Genomic DNA, 22286 nt, shown 5'->3' on the forward strand with positions numbered 1-22286 from the left:
TGTTATGCAAATCGATAAAAAGAAAATAGTATTTAGTAGCATACTGCTTATCATCTTGGTATTCATGATTGGGTACTACTATTTAATGATAAAAACACCCTCAGGAGGTGATAACCTTCTAAAACATACCTAAGTGCCAGAACTTGAAGTTCAAAAGCCAGCCTTTAAAACTAAAAAAGAGGCTGTGGATGCCTTGGAAGAGAAGAGGGAACGTAACGCTCCAAGTATTTATAACGAGAGCCTGTTAGATTCCACTGGGCAGTACACCCCTAATCTTTTAGATAAGGAAAAAGAACGGATGGTAGATAGTATCTATAGATTAGGAAGCATCAAGTATTCGGATAGTCTGCCACTTATAAAAAGTAAACAGAAAGTTAGAAAAAAGAAAAGTGTTGTCTTAGTTGATGACGATAGAAATACAAACGCTCTAAAGGAAATGGCTTTAGAACAACAGTTATTTTTTGCTGTTAGTCCTGCAATACAAACTGCTGGGTATACAGATAAAATTGAAGTAGAAGTAGATGGGGAACAAACGGTAAAGGTAAATGACCGTTTACAAATGCGGGTTATCAAAGATGTGCTTGTGAATAATAGCCTTATAAAAAAGAACACCATTATCTACGGTATTGTAAAATTTCGACCAAATAGGGTGGTATTAGAAGTAGATAATATAGAACATCGCCCTGTCAAACTTATAGCTTTTGATTTAGCTGATGGCTTAGAGGGTATCTATATAAAAAATAGCTTTAAAGGTGATGCGCTAAATGAGGTTTTAGAAGACGCGGTCAGAGATATTAATATTCCAGGGCTACCTCAAGTAAGTGGCATTAAAAGAGTCTTTCAACGAAACAATAGAAATATAAAAGTTACCGTCAATGCAAATTATAAACTCATTATAAAAACAAAACTATGATACGTTCACTAATGCTAATTTCGCTATTCTTAAATACTAACTTCTTCTTTGCCCAAAGTTCTCAAAGGTTGGATACTATTTATGCCAATGAAAAAATGAACACAGCCCTAATATTTCCTTCCGAAATACGGCAAGGCATCTCAGGCGCTTCCAACTTTGTGTTTACACATAACCGCGAGCAAGGGCAACGTCTTGGGCTATTAAAAGCAACAAAGGGCGCAAATAGCAATCTATTGGTGATTACAACGGATGGCAAAGTGTACTCCTTTATTCTAAAATATTCCACCCAACTAAAAGAGCTAAACCGTTTTGTTCTAGCAACAGAAAGTATTGGAAATGAAAAAGAAGGTCGTACTAAGGAAAAGGGCAAGCTAAATTGGATTCCTTCTCTCTTCGCTATAGAAACTATGGATTCAGATTCAATTTCTAACAATCATACTAAATATTCGAAGGAGTTTCTTGAAAAATCCTGCGCTTCCTTATTGAAACGTCCAGAAAAGAAAAGTATAAAACAAAGTAAAGATGGCATGTCATTAGCAATCAAAAACATGGTATACTACGATGATTTAGTTTTTATGCAGTTCGAGATAAAAAACGATTCTGGGATTGATTTTGAGATAGACTACTTAAAATTAGTGATTTTAACGGGCAACACTAAGCGCCAATCGTCCTTACAGACTAATACGCTAGTTCCCAAATACATCTATAAAATACCTAAGAAAACCAGATACGCAGAGACCTCCCGATTTGTCTATGTCCTTCCTAAGTTTACCTTTGGTGCTAAAGAAAGAATCCAAGTTTATCTCAAAGAATTGAATGGGAATAGGGAATTGGTGCTAAGCAGTAGTCTATAAAACCCTAAAGAGTCTAAGGCTAGTTTTAGGCTTATTGAATATCAACAAATTATCAAGGATTTAAAAACCTTTTTTCAATATATAAATTATTTTCATTTTACAATAAAGTATAAGTAAAGATCAATTCCCTATTTTATTAATGTGAAAGATTATTTTTATTTTAAATGATGGCGGTCTAGATTTCAAATGAATATTGATCATTATGTAGTTCAATTAATTTACCGTTTGACCCCTTTGAAAATTAGCGTTTCGCTAAACTTTCCAATAGTTTATCGATAGGCAAGGACAATCAAACTATTTACAAGTCTTCAGGTAAGGTATAATTATAAATACCTTTTTATAGACTTTGAAAGTGATATTTAAAGTACAATTAAACGTGGGATTATTTGCCTTTTGAAGAATGCCAAAAATCCTTCGTTTTAAGGAACAATTTTTCAGTAGTGCAAAATTTGAAAGAAATAGCCCCAGGATTTCAAAGGGGCTATTTACATAAATCAAACTAATTTTAACTATTTCGTACCCGTAATCGTTACGTTGGCACTTAACTGGATAGCCGAGGTCACTGAGAGCGCCCCGAGATTGAGCCCTGTTGTCGACTCGACTTCCAAAAGCGAACTAAAGGTAAGCACGTCATCTTCCTCACTGTATGAGGCAAAGATCAACTCATATTCACCTTCGGCCAAGAAATTCAGACTATATTCATTGTTAAATCCGCTTACCTCAGAACTGGTAACGGCATTCGCAAAAGTTATATTGCTATCTCCCTTCCCTTTTGTTTCCACCTCCGCGTCAAACGTTCCTTTCTCGTAAGCATAAACAATAATTTTATCGGAAGGATTCTGGGTATCGTTGGCAGTTCCGTAGATTTTTCCCGTAGCTTCCTTATTAACGGTACGGATACCTGCTGAAAGCTCTGTCATTGTTACAAAATCAAAATTACTGGATACGGTTCCCTGTTCTTCTTTTATGGTCTTTCTGAGGTCAAAATCTAAAATTATCTCATTGGTATTGGAAGCAAATATTTCATACGTATCAGTAATATTTATTCTGTTGGAAGCGGCCTCCAGTTTATCTTTTTCCCCATTGACCAGTTCTACATAACAACCGGGGACATTACCCGAAGCATCCATGTCATAGTCCAACTCCAATTCAATATTGGAATAAGAACCTGCTTCCAGCTGTAAATTTCCTAAAGTTTTAGTCTGTTCATTGACCAGTGCTGCCAAATCGAACGTTGTTTTGTTGAATCCCTCTAGGGAAGTACCATCGACCTTAATGTCGGAAACGGTAACAAAAACTGCCTCTACATTGGCGTTATCGATTGGGGCATCCGTAATTTTGAAAGTGGTTTCATAAGATTCAGCACCCATCTCCGAACCCCCATCATCCTTACTGCACGAAGCTATCTGGAATATAGTCGTTAATGCGATTGCTACTGTTTTCAAATGATTTTTCATATTTATTAATTTTTATGATTTGGAATTATATAACATCTGAAAATAAATTTACCCTATATAAAAAGTGTTAAAATTTTCCAAAACAATCCTAAACCTTCATATTTGAATTACTTAATCATTTGTTTTCTAATCCATTAATCCAATCAGCTCCTTTAAAATAATTTGGTTATAAAAAGTCCTTTTCTAGGTAGAATTTTTAGGTAAGGATTTTCAGTGTTTACAAAGGAGGCTAATATTTTTAAATAATAAAGGACATAACAACGGCCATTTTTCATTGTTTTTTTCAATTATAATACAAACACAATTTCAGTAAATGAAACACGTTATAATTTATAAAGGCTACTTAGGTAGGTCGAGGCATTTAATTCAATTACCATGAATAATAAAAGTCTAAAACTTATTCTCATTTTATTCGCTGTCATTATATCCTGTTCAAAAGATTCAGAAAATAACACAGCAATTATTGAAGATGAAAATGGAAACCCTATGGAAGTAGACACTTCTGAAAATAAAAAAAATGTAGGGGATTCGGCGAACGATCTTCTATCATCAGGTAGTTTTGAGAAGTTGGTAGTGGAAATATTGTATGTTGGAGAACTGAACCCAACTTCCGCAACATTGGATAATTTTGAGGAATTTTTGGAAGCCCGGTTGAACAAACCGCAAGGAATTGAAATTGTTCAGAGACAAATTGAAAACGAGGGCCAAGAAGTATATTCCATACAGGACATAAGGAATATAGAAGACACGCATCGAAGTAAATTCAATGATCAAGGAACGATTGCGGTAAGCGGAATATTCATAGATGGCGAGTACGACCAAAATACCGATAACGGTTCTGTGCTTGGAGTGGCCTATCGCAATACTTCATTTGTAATTTTCGAACAGACCATAAAGGAATTTAGTGACCAGCCTTTGGCTCCAAGTTTGACAACTTTGGAATCGGTTGTAGTAAATCATGAGGTGGGGCATTTACTCGGCTTGGTAAATGCCGGAACCACCATGCAAACAGACCACCAGGATATCGAACATGGCAGACATTGTACAGATGACAACTGTCTTATGTTTTGGACGGCCGAAACAGGGGAAGGATTGCTCAACATGTTGACAGGAGGATCTATCCCCTCATTGGACGCTTCCTGCATTTTAGATCTACAGGCCAATGGTGGGAAGTAATGAATCTCTTTCCTTAAGCGGCCAAACAGGTTCCTTATGGTCTAAATGTTCACTTTTCGAATGTTGTCATTACACATTTTGTCCTTTTGTACCGACCTCTGAATAGGCAGGGTCTGTGATTGGAATAAAGCAAATTCAGTCCAACTTTCAGCAAGTACATTTTTAAATTTATCCTAATTCGACCGCTAAAAGTAAACTATAACTGATGAATTGAAAGTATAATTATACCTGGGATTAAACATACCTGTTCAACTAAGTGAAAACAGGTTTATTTGAACGTTAGAGATAAAATGTAGTGCCAAAAAAGGTTCATTTTAGGGAACTAAGCCTTTATCACTTTAGCATTGAGGAGGGTACAGCAAAAAGTTCTTCCACGCTATACCTTTAATAAAAAAGAACCTATGGAGTCTGACATACTTTGAAACGCCCGTGAATGCCGAAAACAGTATTCCAAAGTTGACGATAGGTCTTCATATTTTGTACAAATGAATTTTCAGGAACCCGCAGGCCGTACGAATCTTCTTTGACTGTTCACGCTACATTTCCATAGTCCCCTACCGAATGTTGCAGCATATAAAGAGCCCCCTTCTATTGAAATTTGCATCACGGGGGCGTTTGGGAGGTTCTTTCCGAATTTGACCCATCTATTCCTTTTGTAAGAATAGACCCCTCTATCGGTACCAACGAAAACGGTATTAGCATTTGTAGGGTGTTGGGCTATGGTATTGATCTTATTTTCATTGGAAAGCGCAAAAGGAAGGTTCACCCAAGTGCTACCGGCATCGGCACTAACAAATATGCGTTCATTTGAAATAGCCACCAAACGGTTTTCATTTGTACGGTCAACAATAAGTTGTCGCATGGTTTCCCCTTTCTGTATAGTACTGGTGTTTTGTACTGCCCAAGTATCCGTACTGTCTGGATCTATATTCAATAAAACCTTACCAGATTCATCCATAGCATATGCCCTACCATTCTCATATGGGGAATATGCAATACTTACAATAGGAATTTTTCCGTTGTTGTGCGAAATACTCCATGTGGGTTCACCATTTACCGGATTTTGATTTGCATTTTTTGAAATTTTAATCAAAAATTCATCATTTTGATTAATTCTCTTATTGGGTGAATCATGGGAAGATAATAGCATGGTATTGGAAGATGACCTTGGATCCTGTGCTAAAGTTCCAAGGGCGTAGTTGAGATTATTGTAATATTGATTGCAGTTGTTATACGGTATTCCATTTTTTGTACAGAACGAATCATCCACAAAACGGGTAAAGGGCTTGACCGGTAGTATCGAATCATGATGCTCCGTAAAGTCATCTGGTCTTTCATTATCAAAAGGAATTTTCAATCGCAGTAGGCTTTCATTATCAAAGGCCACAAAAACTCTGTTGGGATTCTTGTTGTCTTTATGGACAAAATCATTTTCTAAACTATTATCACCGTAGCCAGAATAGTAAACATCTTCCCAAGTGGGCTCATCATTATTTAGATTCTGTGTATATTTTATACCATTGTGATCGGCGTTCCCTACGGCATTATTACCGGTCATGGCAATTCTATAAAATTGAAAAGTATTAAATCCATTATTTAAATACTGATGACCAGGGACCAAATCACCACTACGATTACGTATTAACTTGACAACTCCACCATCAGTTGCAGTCAAAACATCATCATTAACATAGACAATATCATGTAAATCTTCGTGGCCATAACCTATGGCAGACCAATTTCCACCGTTGTCATTTGAGCTAAAGGGCTTAAACGTTCCAAATATGATTTCTTCTGGAATTTTGGGATTAATAGCTATGGCATGGTTCCAGTCATTCGTATTACCTCCGAATCTATTCCGATAACTAATATCACTATTAGCTCTAGTAAACTTATCATCAACAGGTCTATTTATAGAATCAAATCTACCGTTTAAATTGTTGTTGGAAAAAAGTTTCCTATCTATTTTAACTACTGTTATGTCTTCCTCGGATGGCTGTGCTATTTTAATCATTCCATTTTCAGTTGAATCAACACTTATAATATTCTTCCAAGTACGCCCATAATCAATAGATTTATAAACTCCATCATTTCTAGCAGCATAATACCTTACATTCTGTGTTTCTGAATTTCTATCGATTACAAAGTCTAATATCTCTTTATCAATAGTTCTATCATCATGAATTATCGGGTTTTGGCCATTACCTCTAACTTCAATTTTATATAAGCCATTTTGCGAAGCGACATTAAAAATCAAAATAGTGCCTAAGGCGTCATCAATTGCTATTTTTCGTATATATCCGAAATTAGGAGTGTTGATTTTAGACCAACTTTCACCCCCGTTTCGGGAGAGATGCAGATTACCTAGTCCATTGCCCATTACCATTACGTCAGGGTCGTGCTTTGATACATCAAAACCTCTGGTCTGTAAGTTCTCCAAGTCATCGGTAAGCGGTCTCCAAAGGGAAGTTTCATCGGTGTAATCCGCTATTACCCACACACCGCCGTTTTCGGTAGCGGCATATAGTTTTTTGGAATCGTTTTTATCTACTATAATTTGCTTTACGGGGCCGCTCTTACCCACAGGGCCTTTGGGTGTCCATATATAGGTTCGGCAGCTAGATAGCATCGATAAAAGTACAACGGCTAGTAGCAAAGAGTGAATTTTGGTTATTCTATTTTTCATTTTCGTGGTGTTTTCAAGACCGTTAATAGCGTAAGAGCCGTCTACTTTTTGGTCGGTTATAAAAAAAGTAAAAGCCCAAAGGTTTTGAAACTTTTAAACTTTTTTTCTACTCTTGTGTTATTTTACGAATTCTACTATTACCGGTATCCGCAACATAAAGCGTAAAAGATTCATCAACAATTATTCCTCTTGGCCTATTAAACCGTGCATTAGCTCCAGTACCGTCTTCAATACCTTCTGTGCTTCCCGCTATAGTAGTAACTTCTCCATCCGCTGTGATTTTTCGTATACTGTGGTTAAAATCATCGGCGACATAAATATTACCAAAAGCATCTACAGTTATTCCTCTTGGAGAATTAAATTGAGCATTTGTACCATTACCATCCATAAAACCCGGGGTACCTCCTGCTATGGTACTAACTACCCCTTCAAGGTCTATTTTTCGAATGTTATGATTGAATTCATCAGCTACATAAATATTTCCTGCACTATCAGTGGTAATTCCAACTGGTAATCTAAATTCAGCGCTAGTACCGGCACCATCTGTAGAACCTTGTAGGCCATTTCCAGCAATTGTAGTAACTGTACCTTCTGGTGTGATTTTTCTTATCCTACTATTCCCAGAATCAGACACATATACATTGCCCATTAAATCTACAGTTATACCTTCCATTACAGAAAATTTTGCGTCCGAACCATCACCATCTGCAAACCCTAATGTGCTTCCTGCTAAAGTACTGACCACACCAGAGGGAGTTATTTTCCGTATTTTAAAATTTCGAGTGTCTGCTACATAAATATTTCCTGCATTATCAGTTGCCAAAGCTGAAGGAAAATCAAACTGTGCATTTACACCATTACCATCTGCAAATCCATCTGTGCTTCCTGCCAAGGTGGTTACCTCTCCATCCAAGTTTATTTTACGTATAACATCATTATCATTATCTGCTACATACAAAATGCCTTGAGCATCAAGAGCTATGTCGTAGGGAAATCTAAATTGCGCATTTGTGCCATTGCCATTTGTAAAGCCTCCTGTACTTCCTGCTATAGTACTCACCTGAATATCAACAATTTCGTAGCCAAAAGTAAAGTCTGTAAATTCTGTACCGTTAATCATAATTTTCACCTCACCGCTATACGAGCGCGGTGGCACAACGGTTTTAATTTCAGTATTTGTAACACTTTGTATTTCAGCTTCTAGGTCATCAAAAAAGACTTGTACTACACTTGCGTCCTCACCAAAATTAGTACCCGTAAAGGTGACGATTGTTGTTTTTGGTCCGCTTAGGGGGCTCATACTGGCAACGGTAGCAATTGGCGCTTCCTTTTCAAGGCTTACAGAATATGCGGCAGTTGAGCCGTCTTCGGCAGTTACCGTATAAATTACGGGTGACGAAAAATCTTGCGCACCACTTGGGCTTACAGTTGCTTTAGCTGATGCGGTAATGGTCGGGGTCAGCGCCGTTACATCTGTTGCGTCAGGTATACTGCTTGACGCTGTTTTAGCAGCTTCAGAAATACTAACAGTAATAGTTTCTGAAAGCGCTGCATTATCCGAAGCATTAAAAACAAAGCTTGTTAGCTGCTTTGCACTGCTCTGTACAATCACGGGAGTATCGTCTTCTTTTTTACTACAGCCTATCGCAAAAAGAACGAACAGTAGCATTGTAATTTTAGTTTGAATTTTCATCATTTCTAGTTTTATCGATTATGGGTGCAAGGTATTCGCGAAGGTTCGATAAAACTTCAGGGTATTCCCTGAAATAAAAAACTCAGGGTTTTCCCTGAGAAAGTCCTCCCCTAACGCCTCCGAAGGAGGGGGATTCGTTTTTAGGTTGGATAAATCTTTTAGTGGAAATAATTCTTGTTCCCTTCCCTTCGGGGAGGGCTAGGGAGGGCATTTTTACTTCAACAACTCCATCTCCATAGCAATCTTGACCAAACCGACACTATTTCGTGCCCCCAACTTACTAATGAGATTCATGCGATGGGTCTCTACGGTTTTGGGACTTACAAAAAGTTGATCTGCGATTTCTTGAGTGGTATGTTCTTCGCAGATAGCGGCGAGTACTTCTTTCTCCCGGCGAGTGAGTTTGGGTTTTAGGGTGTTTCGTTTTTTAGTGCCCAGCGATTGGTTCAATAATTTCTGTTGGATGTTTTTCTGCAGGTATTGCCCTCCAGAAAGAACCGTTTCAAAGGCTTCCAGTAATTCTTCTTTGCCTGTGTTTTTTAAGAGGTAGCCATGTGCGCCGTTTCGGAGTATTCGTTTTACAAATGAGGTATCGTCATGACTGCTCAAAGCTATTATTTTAAGGGTTGGGTACAACTTCACCAACTGCTTGCACAGGTCGATGCCATTGATGTCGGGCAGGTTAATGTCCAACAATAAAATTTCAGGTTGCGACTCGGCAAGTGCTTGAAGGGTTGATACAGCATTCGTGTACTTACCAATGACCTTTACATCGGTCTTTTGAAGCATACTTTCAATGCCTTGCATCACAAGTTCATGGTCGTCGGTAATGGCTATTTGTATCATGTATTCTTGGTATTATCATTCAAGCTTATGGTAAAAGAAGTGCCTTTGGTATCCGATTTAATATCTAACATACCATTTAAATAAGCCACCCTAGAACGAATATTCTGCATCCCGATACCATCGCTTTTCACTGTATCTACATCAAAACCTTTGCCGTCATCCTCGACCGTTAATTGAAGATTATTTTCCACATTACTAAGTTGCACTAGTATTTCTTTGGCCTCGGCATGTTTGATACTATTGGTCACCAATTCTTGAATAATACGGAACATATTGGCCTCTTGTTTTTTCTCTAATACGATGGCATCGCCCACATGCTGAAAGCTGATCTCCGGTTTATGAATGGCGTTCATATCATCACAATAGGTTTCAACGGCTTCTAAAAGGTCAAAATCACGTAAGGAAGGCGGCACTAAATTATGGGAAATACTCCGTACCTGCTCGCAACTGCTATCAATCATAGCAACGGCCTCGTTGATGACCGTATTATTGGTCTCCAACAGTGAGACCAGCTTAAACTTAATGGCAGAAAGGTCGCCATTGACGCCATCATGCAGTTCTTTGGCAATACGAAGGCGTTCTTTTTCTTCGCCTTCCATCAACGATTCGAGGGTTCTTACTTCTTGTTCTCTTTCTATGGACACCAATTGCTGCTGCATACGTTTTTGGCGTTGGCTGAAAGAGAACCACAATAATATAGACCCTAAAAGGAGGGAAACGATCAATATCGTCATGGTACGGGTTTTTGATTTGTTTTCTTGAATGGACAATTTTTGATCGGCTAAGGTCAACTGCTGTTCTGCTATTTCCTTGTCTTTTTTTTCAGATTGGTACTTGGCTTCAGCATTAGTCAATAAACTTTTATTTATTTCTGTATTCATAGAGTCCTTTAGGTCTATATATCGCTGTAAATACTCATTTGATTTCTTATAATTACCAACCATTTTTTCAGCTTTTGACCAGTTTGAATAAACCAATTGACTTATTTTTCCTTCAAGATTATTTTTTTTATTCTCTTTGAATTTTTTGAAACTTTCAATCGCTTTATATGGTTTTTCTGCACGCACATAATGTTTACCTAGATTAGCATATGCGAACTTGATATCTCCAGTCCCTTCTATTTTCTTAGCATATTCTACTGATTTTAAAAATGCACCTTCCGCTTCACTAAACCTTTTTAAAATGATCTAAATATTCACCTTTTCTAGTGTAAGTATTATAGCAAAGCTTATTTGAACCTGTTTCTTTACAAATATCCTCAGATTTTAATAGGTATTCTTTCGCTTCAATTAAATTTTCTTTTCTTATCGTGTACATTATCAAGCTGTTGATTACATACCCGGTAAATAGTTTTTCATTACTAATTTCCCCGTTTTTTAGAGCTAACTTTAAGTATTTAACAGAAAGACTATCAAAATCGGTATCACTATAAAGTATTGCCAAATTAAACTGCGATATTCCCACTTGGAATTTATCGTCAATCGTTTCTCTCAATTTCAATGCTCGTTGGTTGTAAGCAATTTTTTTATCAAGTTCTGTGGTTTCATTTAATAATGTGGCATAATTGGATAAAACCCTAGCGAATTTTTTTGTAGCCGTAACACTATCTATTAAAGTCATTGCCTTACTATAGTATTCTTTTGATAGTTCCAACTTACCTATATTATCGTAATATCCTCCGAAATTACTGTAAGCCTCACCTAATAAATAATCATTATTTACTTTAGAGAGGTCTACTGCCTTAGTCGTATACTTTTTAAGGCTATCTAAACTATACCGCGCATATTTTGAAGCAATATTGAGGTTGGTTCTTATCTTAATAGTGTCATGTAAATTAGCGGTGTTCAGTAACATTTTCAAACTATCAATCTCCTTCGTCTGCCCAAAGGTAAAACCTGAAAACAGCAAGAAAAACAAACAAATGGAAAGTACTTTTTTCATAAAGTTTGGTTTTCAAATGATAGCACGCTGCTCTTTACTAAATTGGTCATCATGCATTTTTGTTTTTATCCTTAAGATTAATCGTAAATGATGTTCCTTTGGCATCCGATTTAATATTTAACTGCCCATCTAAATAAGCCACTCTTGATCGAACATTCTGCATGCCTATACCATCGCTTTTAACAGTGTCTATGTCAAAGCCTTTGCCGTCATCCTCGACCGTAAGTTGAAGGTTATTTTCGACATTACTCAATTCCACCAAAATTTCTTTGGCCTCGGCATGTTTAATAGCGTTGGTGACCAACTCTTGTATAATACGAAACACATTGGCTTCTTGTTTTTTCTCCAAAACAATTGCATCACCCACATGCTGAAATGTAATCTCCGGTTTGTGAATGGCATTCATATCGTTGCAATAATTTTCAACGGCTTCTAAAAGGTCAAAATCACGTAAGGAAGGCGGCACTAAATTATGGGAAATACTCCGTACCTGCTCGCAACTGCTATCAATCATAGCAACGGCCTCGTTAATTACCGTATTATTGGTCTCCAACAGTGAGACCAGCTTAAACTTAATGGCTGAAAGGTCGCCATTGACGCCGTCGTGCAGTTCTTTGGCAATACGCAATCGTTCTTTTTCTTCGCCTTCCATCAGCGATTCCAACGTTCTTACTTCTTGTTCTCTTTCAATAGACACCAACTGCTGCTGCATACGTTTTTGACGTTGACTGAAAGAGAACCACAATAATATAGACCCTAAAAGGAGGGAAACGATCAATATGGTCATGGTTCGGGTTTTTGATTTGCTTTCTTGAACTGTTAATTGTTGGTCAGCCAGTTCTAATTGTTGTTCGGCAATTTCTTTGTCTTTTTTTTCGGATTGATATTTTTTATCTAAAGCGTTTACTATTCCTATTTGATCTTTATTAATCATAGAATCCTTTAACTGATTATGCTCTTGCATAAACTTGAAAGCTTTTTGGTAATTTTTTTTCCTTTCATTTAAAACTGCCAACATAAAAAGAGACTTTTTGGTTAGCTCATCAAGGCCCTGCTCTTTCCCCAAACTTAGCGCAGTATTTATATATGTTTCAGCCTCATTATAAAGACCTTGATTTAGTAGCGCATCACCTAAACCGATGCTAAGATCTTTTTCATAGTAGCTATAGTTGTATTCTTTCGCCAATTTTAGAGCTGCTTTGTGATAGGTAATCGCTTTATCGAACATTTCTTGATGTAAATAATATTCTCCCCAATTTCTACTTACAAAAAAATCTAACATTTGGTCAGTAATAATTTTCGAAATACTATCTGCCTTAGTCATATGAAAATATGCTCTTGTATAGTTCTCTTTCATCAAGTAAGGCAATGCCATATCACAATGGGTGAGTCCGAGTTTAGCGATATTTGTTTTGGGTGTGATATTCAGTGATTTTTTCAAAAGCGCTATTTGTTTATCAAAATCATCTAATTCTAAATATACTGCCGATAAATTAACATAGGCGTCACTAAGACGCATACTGTCCTTTCTTTTTTCAAGAATGCGAATCCCTTGTAAATGATTTTTAATTGAATTTTCAAGTTCGCCCTTGAACATATAGCTATTGGCCCTGTTCAAGGAAATTTTCATTTCATTTAGGCTTGACTTCACAATTTTATTAACGTCCTCGGCCCTTTTATAATAATACAAAGCGGAATCGTACTGAGCGATGTTGGAATGTACCAGACCGGCATAAAGACTTGCTTTAAAAGCCCCATCGTGATAATCCAATAATTTGCTTAAATCGTAAGCTTTCTTATACCCACTTAATGCCTGTTTTGGTTCTGTATATTCTATAGCCTCCGATTTATCAATAATTTTAATAATATCGAGTGTATCAATCTCCTTCGTCTGCCCAAAGGCAAAACCCGAAAACAGCAACAAAAGCAAACAGGTGGGTAATACTTTTTTCATAAAGTTTGGTTTTTAAATTCTTATTATTAGCTACTTATAAGCGATCTTGTTTGGCACTGGCCTCCAGTTCTAACTGCATACTACTATCATAATACAACTGGTTTACGCACCAGGTCTCTTTTGCTCGGTACATAATAAAGGTAAACCGGATGGGCATCTTCTCATAGCGTAACAAAAAACTGCAGACTTTATACCTGTCGACAATGTCCTTTTCCGTGATTTTTTCAAAACCCAGGTAGGTCCCGGTTTGGCTAATCGCCTTTTTATATTTATTCTTAAGGGTTTCAATGGCCAGCTTTTCCGATTCCAGATAGGGGTTGGTGGCAAAAGCATAGTCTATTGCCTGTAAAGCATCATTTTCAAATATTTCGAAAAACTTGTTCGTAATATCCGATGAGGCTTTTTGTGCGGTTAATGAACTTGCACAACAAAGCAAGAATGCAAAAATGAGAAAGACTTTTTTCATCGAGTTGGTTTTCAGGTTCTTAAATTTACGATTTGTTTCAATACAGTTTTCTTGTCTGTTATATACATTGGGCCAAATTGGCTTAGTTAAAAGGTACAGTTCGTGAAATTGGGCGTATTGGCAGGGGTAAGTGGTGCATTTGTTGAAAAATCGTCACAAATTGTCACATTGGCTACATCCCAATCCCTAATATCTTTGTTGAATTCAGAATCTTGGAACATTCTTTCCATATCTGTTGCATTACTAACATCCCAATCACCAATATCTTGATTAAATGCAGAAGATCTAAACATACCTCGCATATCTAGCACATTGCTAACGTCCCACTTGCTTAGGTCACCACTTAAGGTCTCGGAAAAAAAGAACATTCTTCTCATACTACTTACTTGTGAAAGATTAGGCGTGTCTACCGCATTAATAGTTAAGGCAACATCACTAAAAGCCCCCTCCATACTTAGCCATTCAATGTTCCCCCAACGCTCTACAGTTCTTAATACAGAGTTTGGATCTTTTGCCATGGAAATTGCTGGAAACACACCGCTAATAAGCACAGCATAAGTACCTGAGACCTCATAAGAATGAGTAACATCTCCCGTTCTTCCACTTTGTATAGTACCATCACCCCAATCTATAGTATAATCATAGGTATACTCGTCGGCTCTTGTGGGTATGGTTACGGTTTCGTTGGCACTTGAGGTTTCCCAAGTGGTCACAAAAGAGGTGTCATCTATATCGGTTACATTTACCGTTATCAATGCCTCGGTGCTTGTTGTGCCGTCACTTACTTGAACAGTAATAGTATGGCTTTGAGTAGTTTCAAAATCTAGGAGCTGCAGGTCATCTAGACTAAGAACACCTGCTTCGCTTATCTCAAATAGGTTGCCATCATTAGCACTGATGCTAAATGCTAAGGCATCATCATCAAGGTCGCTTGCCACCACTTCGCCTATGGGTATATTATCGGCTACATTTTCGTCAACAGTAAAGGTCTGGGCATTGATAACGGGAGCATTATTTGTCTCTTCTATCACAGGTGGTGTCGCAGGAGTATCGTCTTTGCTACAGCTTTGAAAAGCATGGAGAACAAGCAGTATTGAAATGATTTTTATTGTGGCTTTCATAATCTAAAGTTTTATGGTGATTAATTGTTAGCAAGGTATCATAGCCACTTTTGAAAACCTTCAGGGTATTCCCTGAAATAAAAAACTCAGGGTATTCCCTGAGTTTTTAAAATCGATTGAAATGTTATTGCTTATCAGATTTTTACAAAATACCATTGGCTAGCAATAGAGGTAGCGTCATCTAAAACTATACTATTTGAATTAGTGACTTTTAGCATAAATCGTCGGTTTCTCATGTTCTTAATATGAAACCTACCATTATTAAGCCTTTCAATCTCCCAATTTTGCTGTGGCCCAGTCCATCTACGGTAGGTTTGAACAATGCTATTTTGTTCTCCAACATCGCCCAACTTTGCTTCCATTACCCTGTTCGCTTTATTATTAGTAATATAGGAGCCTCCTAATAATATGCTAAGACCAATGGGTTCTATTTCCCATTTAAAACGCCTATCCGTTCTAAAGCTATCTAAACCTATTGGCCTACCACTCTCATTAAAATCATTCGGATGGATATTTAAATAGCCTCCTGTTTTAGCATTTATGATATAATAGGTTCCAGGTTCCAAATCATCATCAATACCTCTAATAGAACTCAAAAAATTATAATGCCCTTCTGCCATTTGTTGATCCAAAGGGGTACAGCCCTCTGTTGGCATATCTGGTGCATCTGGCACTTTGGAATTCATTCCGGGTGTCTTATCTATTAACTCAAAGTAAGCAGCTCTGGCGTACCAATGCGGGTTATGATGGCAGAAGAAAGGCATCGGATATTTTGGTTCTCTTTTATAATCATAATGATAATTTTTGCTTCCTTGTTCACTCTTGAAATAATTTAACTGACCCGCTTTTCTATAATCGGACATACCAGGTAAAAGTGATGATGGAACAGTTGGAACAGGGTCGTATATATATCTAAAACGTTGAAGTTTGGATCCAGGAACTACTGCTTCAATAGCGTTACAGAATCGTTGATCCCCAACTGCTGGAGCCGCATAAGAATATACCGCAAAAGGCTGAATATCATGCTGCTCTTTGAGATAAAGGCTTGAAATTTGAGCATGTGCCCCTCCTAAACTATGCCCCGTTATCCACAAATTTTTATTATTCACATCTAATTCAATTAATCTATCTGCTAATCTGCCAAGTAGATTATTATAATTTACACTTGTACTAAACCCCCTATGCACTCTTCCAGGAATTCCTGATGGCGCGTTAACCAAAGGAAAATCAAAATTAGTTTGCACCCATTCACCAGCTTGAAAAATAGCGCCTCCTAAGATAGGCGTGTTACTACTTACTCGATCTGTTCCTCTCCAAGCCAAAATGATATATTCAGCGGTAGATATTAACATTACCTCGGGGTCGTATCCTGCGCCGTTAGTCTCAGAAATAAATTCAATTATTGGGGCTTGTCTCGGGGTTTTTATTTGGGTCTGATTTACTTTTTTCAAAACTTTCCCATTCAAAGAACTAAACTTCGTACTATTATTAATAGCTATGGTTCCCAATCTATTGGTTTGAAACCACGGCTCCATTCGAAGTTTAAATGCAGCTTCAAATTGATCATTATGACGAGATAAATTAACCGATTCACTAGCTCCTGAAGCTACTCCCAAAAGGTTATGAGGGTACATATAATAATTGACCATAGCCAGCAGATATGCATTCGCTCTGCTTTTGTTTGAATTATTATATTCAAAATTATCAAAGCACTTTAACTCTTTACTTCTTTGTCCGAAGGCCATTGTGCTTAATAAGAGAATAAAAAATGTGGTTTTTAAAAAGTGTGTAATTTTCATAAGTTCTATATTTTAAATTTGAATTAATTACAATACTGGTTCGGCGTTCTACGGTATAGATCGCCACTAGGCAGCTGCACAAAATCTATCCCATGTTTGGCCACTACAAAAGGCAATATGCCATTTGGAGAATCTTCTAACATTCTAGCGTGGGTGCTGTACATGATAATGATGAACATGCCATTGGGTAAAGCGGCGGCCTCCCAATAACCTGGCATGGCACTACTGCCAGAACTTGTAGCGTCCATTCCTTCGGTATCGATACTTAGATGGCCAGAGAGTACTTCTACGAAAGTACCATTGGCACAAAACTGAATCTGCCCTTGTGAACTTGAATAATCCGAAGAATTATAGCTTGTATTATAATTATTCGAAGAGGTAGTCAATACCGTATTGGTCATATAGTTTCTAAAGCTATTCGCTGCATCGGTATCAAACTGCATCTCGCCAATGTCGCTGCCCAACAAATCGCGGACAATTTTATGACCTTCTGCCATGGAAAATAAGGTCTTATCATCTTTATCTATTTTTGGAGCGCCCAGCATATTTTCTAAGGTTGCCAGTTCTTGGGCTATAGTTTCAGGATTTGATAGAAAAGCTTCTTTTAGCTGTGCTTTTAAAGCTATTTGAGTGTCTAGGGTACTCTCCTCCCCAGTTTGTTGCTCTAAAAATTTTAAATAGGTATCAAATTGCCTTTCGGTAAGGACATAGCCGTAAGAAGAGGCTATGGTTTGGTTTTCATCGGTCTTAACCTGACCGCAACTCTGTACAACTGTTCCTAATAGGATACATAAAAAATATAGCTGCTTCATGTTTAATTTTATTTAATGGAATACCGTGTTAGGAGTTGCCGTTATTTCTTTTCTTTGGACTTGATTACAAAAAGCTCAATCCCGTTAAAGTCCACATTGGCAATTTCTTGTAGGCCTTTTAACTGCTTGTTCACATAGAATATTAAAAGCAGTATTATTTCAAGACCAACTAAAAACCAAGGATTAATTCCCTTGACCAAACTGGCAAGTGTTTCAGAAAGTAAGGCTGATGTATTTAAGATGATAAGGGCGAGTAAAATGATAGACGTTTTCATGGTTCTAGGTTTTATAGTTATTCTTGGTTGCAAGTTGCTTATTATAAAGCGTTTACAGTTCAGGGTATTCCCTGAAATAAAAAACTCAGGGAAAACCCTGAGTTTTGAATAGGCACCTTCGTGAAAGAGTAGTATCGTATAGTCAAAACTGGTTTATGACATAAGATTAACATGGGGGTATTACCTTCTATTGGAAAAGGACTTGTCAAGGGAAACCATTACACAAAAAAAAATATCTAAAAGCTGTGGTCTCAGCTGCTGATGTCCTTGAGGCCGATACTGTACAAAAAAAGTACTAGAAATTTGTGGTTTCGTAAATCGGTCGTTTTTCGGCACTATCGATATTTGCGTCAAACAAATCCTTATCCAGTTCCATTTGTCGTTCTTTTTAATAGTTCCGGTAATTCACGTTTTACGGAACTAAAAAAGTATAAACAAACGACCGTTTTATTGAACTTTAGATTGCACCCTTGTTTATTGGTTTTAAAAAGTTTAAATTGACGTACTAATTTATTAGTATGTATTTTGACGTTTATTTAAACTTTATGTTATGGTTTTTGGTTACGCTAGGGTAAGTACCGCAGAACAGAATCTGGATCTGCAATTGGATGCCTTTTTAAAAGAAGGTATTGATGAAAAGAATATTTATACCGATAAAGTATCCAGTTCCCAAGAAGAACGTAAAAGTCTAAGTAAACTTTTGGAGTATGCCCGTGAAGGCGATACTATTGTGGTGTGGAAATTAGACCGCTTGGCCAGAAGCTTGATCCATTTTACAAATTTCATAAACCAGCTCAATGAAAAAGGTGTAAAGTTCCGCAGTATTACCGAACCATTCCTAGATACTACAGACAAGTCTTCGCATTCACAATTTATAGTAAACCTTTTTGCAGCCTTGGCGCAGTTAGAGCGTGACATTATTATTGAAAGGACAAAGGCGGGTTTGGCTTCTGCAAGGGCAAGGGGTAAAATACTTGGTGCCCCTACGGGAATCAGTAAAAAGAACCAGCAAAAAGCTATAATTTGTGAACAATACTTTAAAGAGGGTAAATTAAGCGTTTCTGAAATCTGCCATCGTGTAGGTATTTCTAGGGCAACTTATTATAAGTATTTAAAGTATCGAGGGCTTAAGGGGAAATTGAGGCCTTATAAACAAAAAAATTAATTATAGATATTGTACAAAACTGGAATGACAATAAAAGAATACATAGACATAGTTAGCAAAAGACTTCAATCTGGAATATCAAGAGAACATTCTTATAGAGGAGATTTAGAAACACTAATTAGAGAATTAGTAAGCGGAATTGAAATAACAAACGAACCTACAAATGTAACCGATTGCGGAAACCCAGATTATGTAATTACAAAAGGAAAAATCCCTGTTGGTTATATTGAGGCAAAAGATATTGGAAAAGATCTTAACAGTAAATCTTACAAAGAACAATTTGGACGTTATAAAAAAGCACTTGACAATCTAATAATTACAGATTACATCTGGTTTCAATTCTTTCAAAACGGAGAGTTAGTTCATGAAATAAAAATTGGAGAAATTGAAAACAATTCAGTTAGGCCAATCCCCGAAAACTTTTCAAAGTTTGAAAACTTAATAAAAGATTTTTCTGCCCACATTGGTCAAACCATCAAATCGTCAAAAAAATTGGCAGAGATGATGGCTGGCAAAGCACGTTTACTTCAAGATATTCTAGAACGAGCTATTACATCTGATGAAGAAACAAAAGAAAACACCTCTCTAAGAGGACAATATGATACGTTTAAAGAAATATTAATTCACGACTTAGAACCTAAAGGCTTTGCAGATATTTATGCTCAAACTTTAGCTTACGGAATGTTTGCAGCTCGTTTACACGACCCAACTTTAGATGATTTTAGTAGACAAGAAGCAGCAGAGTTAATCCCAAAATCAAATCCATTTTTACGTAAACTTTTTGGATACATTGCAGGACCAGATATTGATGATCGTATGGTTACGGTGGTAGATAATCTCGCAGAAGTATTTAGAGCAACAAATGTGGAGCAACTCTTGCATAACTTTGGAAAAAGCACACAAACTAATGACCCTATAATACATTTCTACGAAACGTTTTTGGCAGAATACGACCCAAAATTACGTAAAGCAAGAGGTGTTTGGTACACACCAGAACCCGTTGTAAATTTTATAGTACGTGCTGTAGATGATATTTTAAAAACCGAATTTGATTTACCCCAAGGTTTAGCAGATACGAGTAAAACGACTATAAAAGTTAATACGGATGTAGCCGACAAACGTTCTACAACAGGTTATAAACAAGTAGAAAAAGAAGTACATAGAGTACAAATACTAGATCCTGCAACAGGTACAGGAACATTTTTAGCAGAAGTGGTGAAGTTTATTTACAGCAAGAACTTTAAAGCAATGAAAGGTGCTTGGAGTGGTTATGTAGAAGAACACTTAATACCAAGACTAAACGGTTTTGAGTTATTAATGGCTTCCTACTCTATGGCACATCTAAAATTAGATATGTTGTTAACCGAAACAGGTTACAAATCCACTAAAAATGAACGATTAAATATTTACTTAACTAATTCTTTAGAAGAACACCACAAAGACACAGGAACTTTATTTTCTAATTGGTTAAGTAGTGAAGCCAATGAAGCCAATCATATAAAACGAGATACACCTGTAATGTGTGTTATTGGTAATCCACCTTATAGTGCCGAAAGTGCTAATAAAGGCGATTGGATAATGGATTTAATGCAGGACTATAAAAAAGAACCTGGTGGAAAAGTAAAATTAAAAGAAAGAAACCCAAAGTCTATAAATGACGATTATGTCAAATTTATACGTTATAGTCAACATTACATTGAAAAAAATAAGTCAGGAATTTTAGCATTTATAAATCCTCACGGTTTTTTAGATAATCCTACTTTTAGAGGAATGCGATGGAATTTACTTAAAACCTATGATAAAATATATACTATAGACTTACACGGAAATAGTAAAAAGAAAGAAGTAAGTCCTGACGGTTCTGTAGATGAAAATGTGTTCGATATAATGCAAGGTGTAGCTGTAACGTTTTTTGTAAAAACTGAAAATAAATCAAATAGTTTGGCGGAAGTTTTTCATTATGATTTATACGGTAAAAGAGAAGATAAATACGCGTTTTTAAATAAATCAAGTCTCAAAAATATTAAATTCAAACATTTGCCAAATGTCGAACCAATGTATTTTATGGTCGAAAAGGACTTCTCAACTTTTAAAGACTATGAAAAAGGATTTTTAATATCAGATTTATTCATTAAATCTGGAATGGGTATAGCAACTGGTAATGACAAAGAATATGTATCATTCGATAGAAAAGAATTAGAAGAAAGATTTGAACATAATAAGCTAGTAAAAACTGTCAATTATAGACTGTTTGATAAAAGATATATCTATTACAATAATGACAAAATAGAAAGAGGAAGAGAAAGTCTAATGTCACATTTATTGGACAAGAATAATTTGGGTCTCATAAGTCTTAAACGTGTTCGTAATAATTTGACGTCTAAGTTTGGTATGGTTAATCACATAGTAGATAAATCAGTCATTTCAACTTTGGATAACGGTTATGTGTTTCCTTTATATCAGTACTATAATAGCAATCAAACGGAAATTGAAGTTTCGGCCAACAGAAACCCAAATTTAAACAAGGAAATCATAGGTAACTTTTCTAAGAAGATTGATTTAACTTTTACCAAAGAAAAAGAAGAAAGAAAGAATGTTTACGCACCAATAGACGTATTAGATTACATTTATGCAGTTTTGCACTCGCCTACCTATAGAGAGAAATATGAAGAGTTTTTAATGATTGATTTTCCAAGAGTACCTTATCCAAAAGACGAAAAAACTTTTTGGGATTTAGTGAAATTAGGAAAAGAAGTACGTGAAATTCATTTGTTAGAAAGTAATAAAATTGAGGATTACATTACGAGTTATGAAATGGCAGATAATGCAGAAAACGATCATAATGTAATTACCACAAAAATTGGAAAGAAAGATTGGGAAATAATCGACACCGAAAAACAATTGGGTAGGATTTGGATTAATGAAAGCAAATATTTTGACAATATTCCGGTAACTTCTTGGCAGTTTTATATTGGTGGTTACCAGCCTGCACAAAAATGGTTAAAAGACAGAAAAGAAAGAGAATTAAAATTTGAGGATATTTTACATTATCAAAAAATTATTGTTGCGCTCTCTGAAACCGATAGATTGATGAAAGAGATTGATAAAATAGAAATAGAGTAGATATT

Annotated in this window: 17 protein-coding genes; 5 read left to right on the forward strand and 12 right to left on the reverse strand. The window is 36.4% G+C overall.

Going from position 1 to position 22286, the window contains the following annotated elements; all coding sequences use genetic code 11:
- The first annotated feature begins 133 nt into the window (after positions 1-133).
- Positions 134-913, forward strand: coding sequence for a conjugative transposon protein TraM (gene traM, locus SJY30_RS14480; RefSeq protein WP_396632857.1), 780 nt, complete (start codon positions 134-136; stop codon positions 911-913).
- Positions 910-1767, forward strand: coding sequence for a DUF4138 domain-containing protein (locus SJY30_RS14485; protein ID WP_396632858.1), 858 nt, complete (start codon positions 910-912; stop codon positions 1765-1767). The genes traM and SJY30_RS14485 overlap by 4 nt, the downstream gene beginning before the upstream one ends.
- A gap of 509 nt (positions 1768-2276) precedes the next feature.
- On the opposite strand, the gene SJY30_RS14490 is transcribed toward SJY30_RS14485, so the two are convergent.
- Entirely contained in the window at positions 2277-3224 is a 948-nt protein-coding gene (locus SJY30_RS14490) for a DUF4382 domain-containing protein (protein ID WP_396632859.1), read from the reverse strand.
- A 375-nt stretch (positions 3225-3599) separates the two neighbouring features.
- Here SJY30_RS14490 and SJY30_RS14495 point away from each other — a divergent pair, with 375 nt between their 5' ends.
- Positions 3600-4400: a membrane metalloprotease gene (locus tag SJY30_RS14495; RefSeq protein WP_396632860.1), complete on the forward strand. Its 801-nt coding sequence runs from the start codon at positions 3600-3602 to the stop codon at positions 4398-4400.
- A 493-nt stretch (positions 4401-4893) separates the two neighbouring features.
- Here the strand turns inward: SJY30_RS14495 and SJY30_RS14500 are convergent, their stop codons facing one another.
- The 11 genes from SJY30_RS14500 to SJY30_RS14550 all read right to left on the reverse strand — a co-directional run bounded on the left by SJY30_RS14500 (position 4894) and on the right by SJY30_RS14550 (position 17993).
- Positions 4894-7086: a hypothetical protein gene (locus SJY30_RS14500; RefSeq protein ID WP_396632861.1), complete on the reverse strand. Its 2193-nt coding sequence runs from the start codon at positions 7084-7086 to the stop codon at positions 4894-4896.
- Positions 7087-7192: 106 nt separating this feature from the next.
- Entirely contained in the window at positions 7193-8779 is a 1587-nt protein-coding gene (locus SJY30_RS14505; protein WP_396632862.1) for an IPT/TIG domain-containing protein, read from the reverse strand.
- A 213-nt stretch (positions 8780-8992) separates the two neighbouring features.
- Positions 8993-9625: a response regulator gene (locus SJY30_RS14510; protein WP_396632863.1), complete on the reverse strand. Its 633-nt coding sequence runs from the start codon at positions 9623-9625 to the stop codon at positions 8993-8995.
- On the reverse strand, positions 9622-10692 hold the full coding sequence (locus tag SJY30_RS14515) for a sensor histidine kinase (protein ID WP_396632864.1): 1071 nt from the start codon (positions 10690-10692) through the stop codon (positions 9622-9624). The genes SJY30_RS14510 and SJY30_RS14515 overlap by 4 nt, the downstream gene beginning before the upstream one ends.
- Before the next feature lie 100 nt (positions 10693-10792).
- Positions 10793-11566 carry a tetratricopeptide repeat protein gene (locus SJY30_RS14520; protein ID WP_396632865.1) on the reverse strand — a complete coding sequence of 258 codons (774 nt, stop codon included), beginning with the start codon at positions 11564-11566 and terminating at the stop codon, positions 10793-10795.
- A gap of 49 nt (positions 11567-11615) precedes the next feature.
- Positions 11616-13520: an ATP-binding protein gene (locus SJY30_RS14525; RefSeq protein ID WP_396632866.1), complete on the reverse strand. Its 1905-nt coding sequence runs from the start codon at positions 13518-13520 to the stop codon at positions 11616-11618.
- 34 nt (positions 13521-13554) lie between these two features.
- Complete coding sequence (locus tag SJY30_RS14530) at positions 13555-13986, reverse strand: hypothetical protein (RefSeq protein ID WP_396632867.1); 432 nt, start codon at positions 13984-13986, stop codon at positions 13555-13557.
- Between the two features lie 86 nt (positions 13987-14072).
- On the reverse strand, positions 14073-15107 hold the full coding sequence (locus SJY30_RS14535) for a BspA family leucine-rich repeat surface protein (RefSeq protein ID WP_396632868.1): 1035 nt from the start codon (positions 15105-15107) through the stop codon (positions 14073-14075).
- 134 nt (positions 15108-15241) lie between these two features.
- Complete coding sequence (locus SJY30_RS14540) at positions 15242-16906, reverse strand: hypothetical protein (RefSeq protein ID WP_396632869.1); 1665 nt, start codon at positions 16904-16906, stop codon at positions 15242-15244.
- A 23-nt stretch (positions 16907-16929) separates the two neighbouring features.
- Positions 16930-17718: a hypothetical protein gene (locus SJY30_RS14545; protein ID WP_396632870.1), complete on the reverse strand. Its 789-nt coding sequence runs from the start codon at positions 17716-17718 to the stop codon at positions 16930-16932.
- Between the two features lie 41 nt (positions 17719-17759).
- Positions 17760-17993: a hypothetical protein gene (locus SJY30_RS14550; RefSeq protein ID WP_396632871.1), complete on the reverse strand. Its 234-nt coding sequence runs from the start codon at positions 17991-17993 to the stop codon at positions 17760-17762.
- A 550-nt stretch (positions 17994-18543) separates the two neighbouring features.
- Between SJY30_RS14550 and SJY30_RS14555 the strand changes: the two genes are divergently transcribed.
- Positions 18544-19158, forward strand: a complete 615-nt coding sequence (locus tag SJY30_RS14555; RefSeq protein WP_396632872.1) for a recombinase family protein — start codon at positions 18544-18546, stop codon at positions 19156-19158.
- 24 nt (positions 19159-19182) lie between these two features.
- Positions 19183-22281, forward strand: a complete 3099-nt coding sequence (locus tag SJY30_RS14560) for a type ISP restriction/modification enzyme (RefSeq protein WP_396632873.1) — start codon at positions 19183-19185, stop codon at positions 22279-22281.
- Positions 22282-22286 lie beyond the last annotated feature (5 nt).

Source organism: Maribacter sp. R86514 (genome assembly GCF_044597005.1).
Lineage (GTDB): Bacteria > Bacteroidota > Bacteroidia > Flavobacteriales > Flavobacteriaceae > Maribacter.

Excerpts from the sequence above, each read along its gene's own strand:
- SJY30_RS14485 (WP_396632858.1), top strand. The coding sequence starts at position 910 with ATGATACGTTCACTAATGCTAATTTCGCTATTCTTAAATACTAACTTC.
- SJY30_RS14490 (WP_396632859.1), bottom strand. The coding sequence starts at position 3,224 with ATGAAAAATCATTTGAAAACAGTAGCAATCGCATTAACGACTATATTC.
- SJY30_RS14495 (WP_396632860.1), top strand. The coding sequence starts at position 3,600 with ATGAATAATAAAAGTCTAAAACTTATTCTCATTTTATTCGCTGTCATT.
- SJY30_RS14500 (WP_396632861.1), bottom strand. The coding sequence starts at position 7,086 with ATGAAAAATAGAATAACCAAAATTCACTCTTTGCTACTAGCCGTTGTA.
- SJY30_RS14505 (WP_396632862.1), bottom strand. The coding sequence starts at position 8,779 with ATGAAAATTCAAACTAAAATTACAATGCTACTGTTCGTTCTTTTTGCG.
- SJY30_RS14510 (WP_396632863.1), bottom strand. The coding sequence starts at position 9,625 with ATGATACAAATAGCCATTACCGACGACCATGAACTTGTGATGCAAGGC.
- SJY30_RS14520 (WP_396632865.1), bottom strand. The coding sequence starts at position 11,566 with ATGAAAAAAGTACTTTCCATTTGTTTGTTTTTCTTGCTGTTTTCAGGT.
- SJY30_RS14525 (WP_396632866.1), bottom strand. The coding sequence starts at position 13,520 with ATGAAAAAAGTATTACCCACCTGTTTGCTTTTGTTGCTGTTTTCGGGT.
- SJY30_RS14530 (WP_396632867.1), bottom strand. The coding sequence starts at position 13,986 with ATGAAAAAAGTCTTTCTCATTTTTGCATTCTTGCTTTGTTGTGCAAGT.
- SJY30_RS14535 (WP_396632868.1), bottom strand. The coding sequence starts at position 15,107 with ATGAAAGCCACAATAAAAATCATTTCAATACTGCTTGTTCTCCATGCT.
- SJY30_RS14540 (WP_396632869.1), bottom strand. The coding sequence starts at position 16,906 with ATGAAAATTACACACTTTTTAAAAACCACATTTTTTATTCTCTTATTA.
- SJY30_RS14545 (WP_396632870.1), bottom strand. The coding sequence starts at position 17,718 with ATGAAGCAGCTATATTTTTTATGTATCCTATTAGGAACAGTTGTACAG.
- SJY30_RS14550 (WP_396632871.1), bottom strand. The coding sequence starts at position 17,993 with ATGAAAACGTCTATCATTTTACTCGCCCTTATCATCTTAAATACATCA.
- SJY30_RS14555 (WP_396632872.1), top strand. The coding sequence starts at position 18,544 with ATGGTTTTTGGTTACGCTAGGGTAAGTACCGCAGAACAGAATCTGGAT.
- SJY30_RS14560 (WP_396632873.1), top strand. The coding sequence starts at position 19,183 with ATGACAATAAAAGAATACATAGACATAGTTAGCAAAAGACTTCAATCT.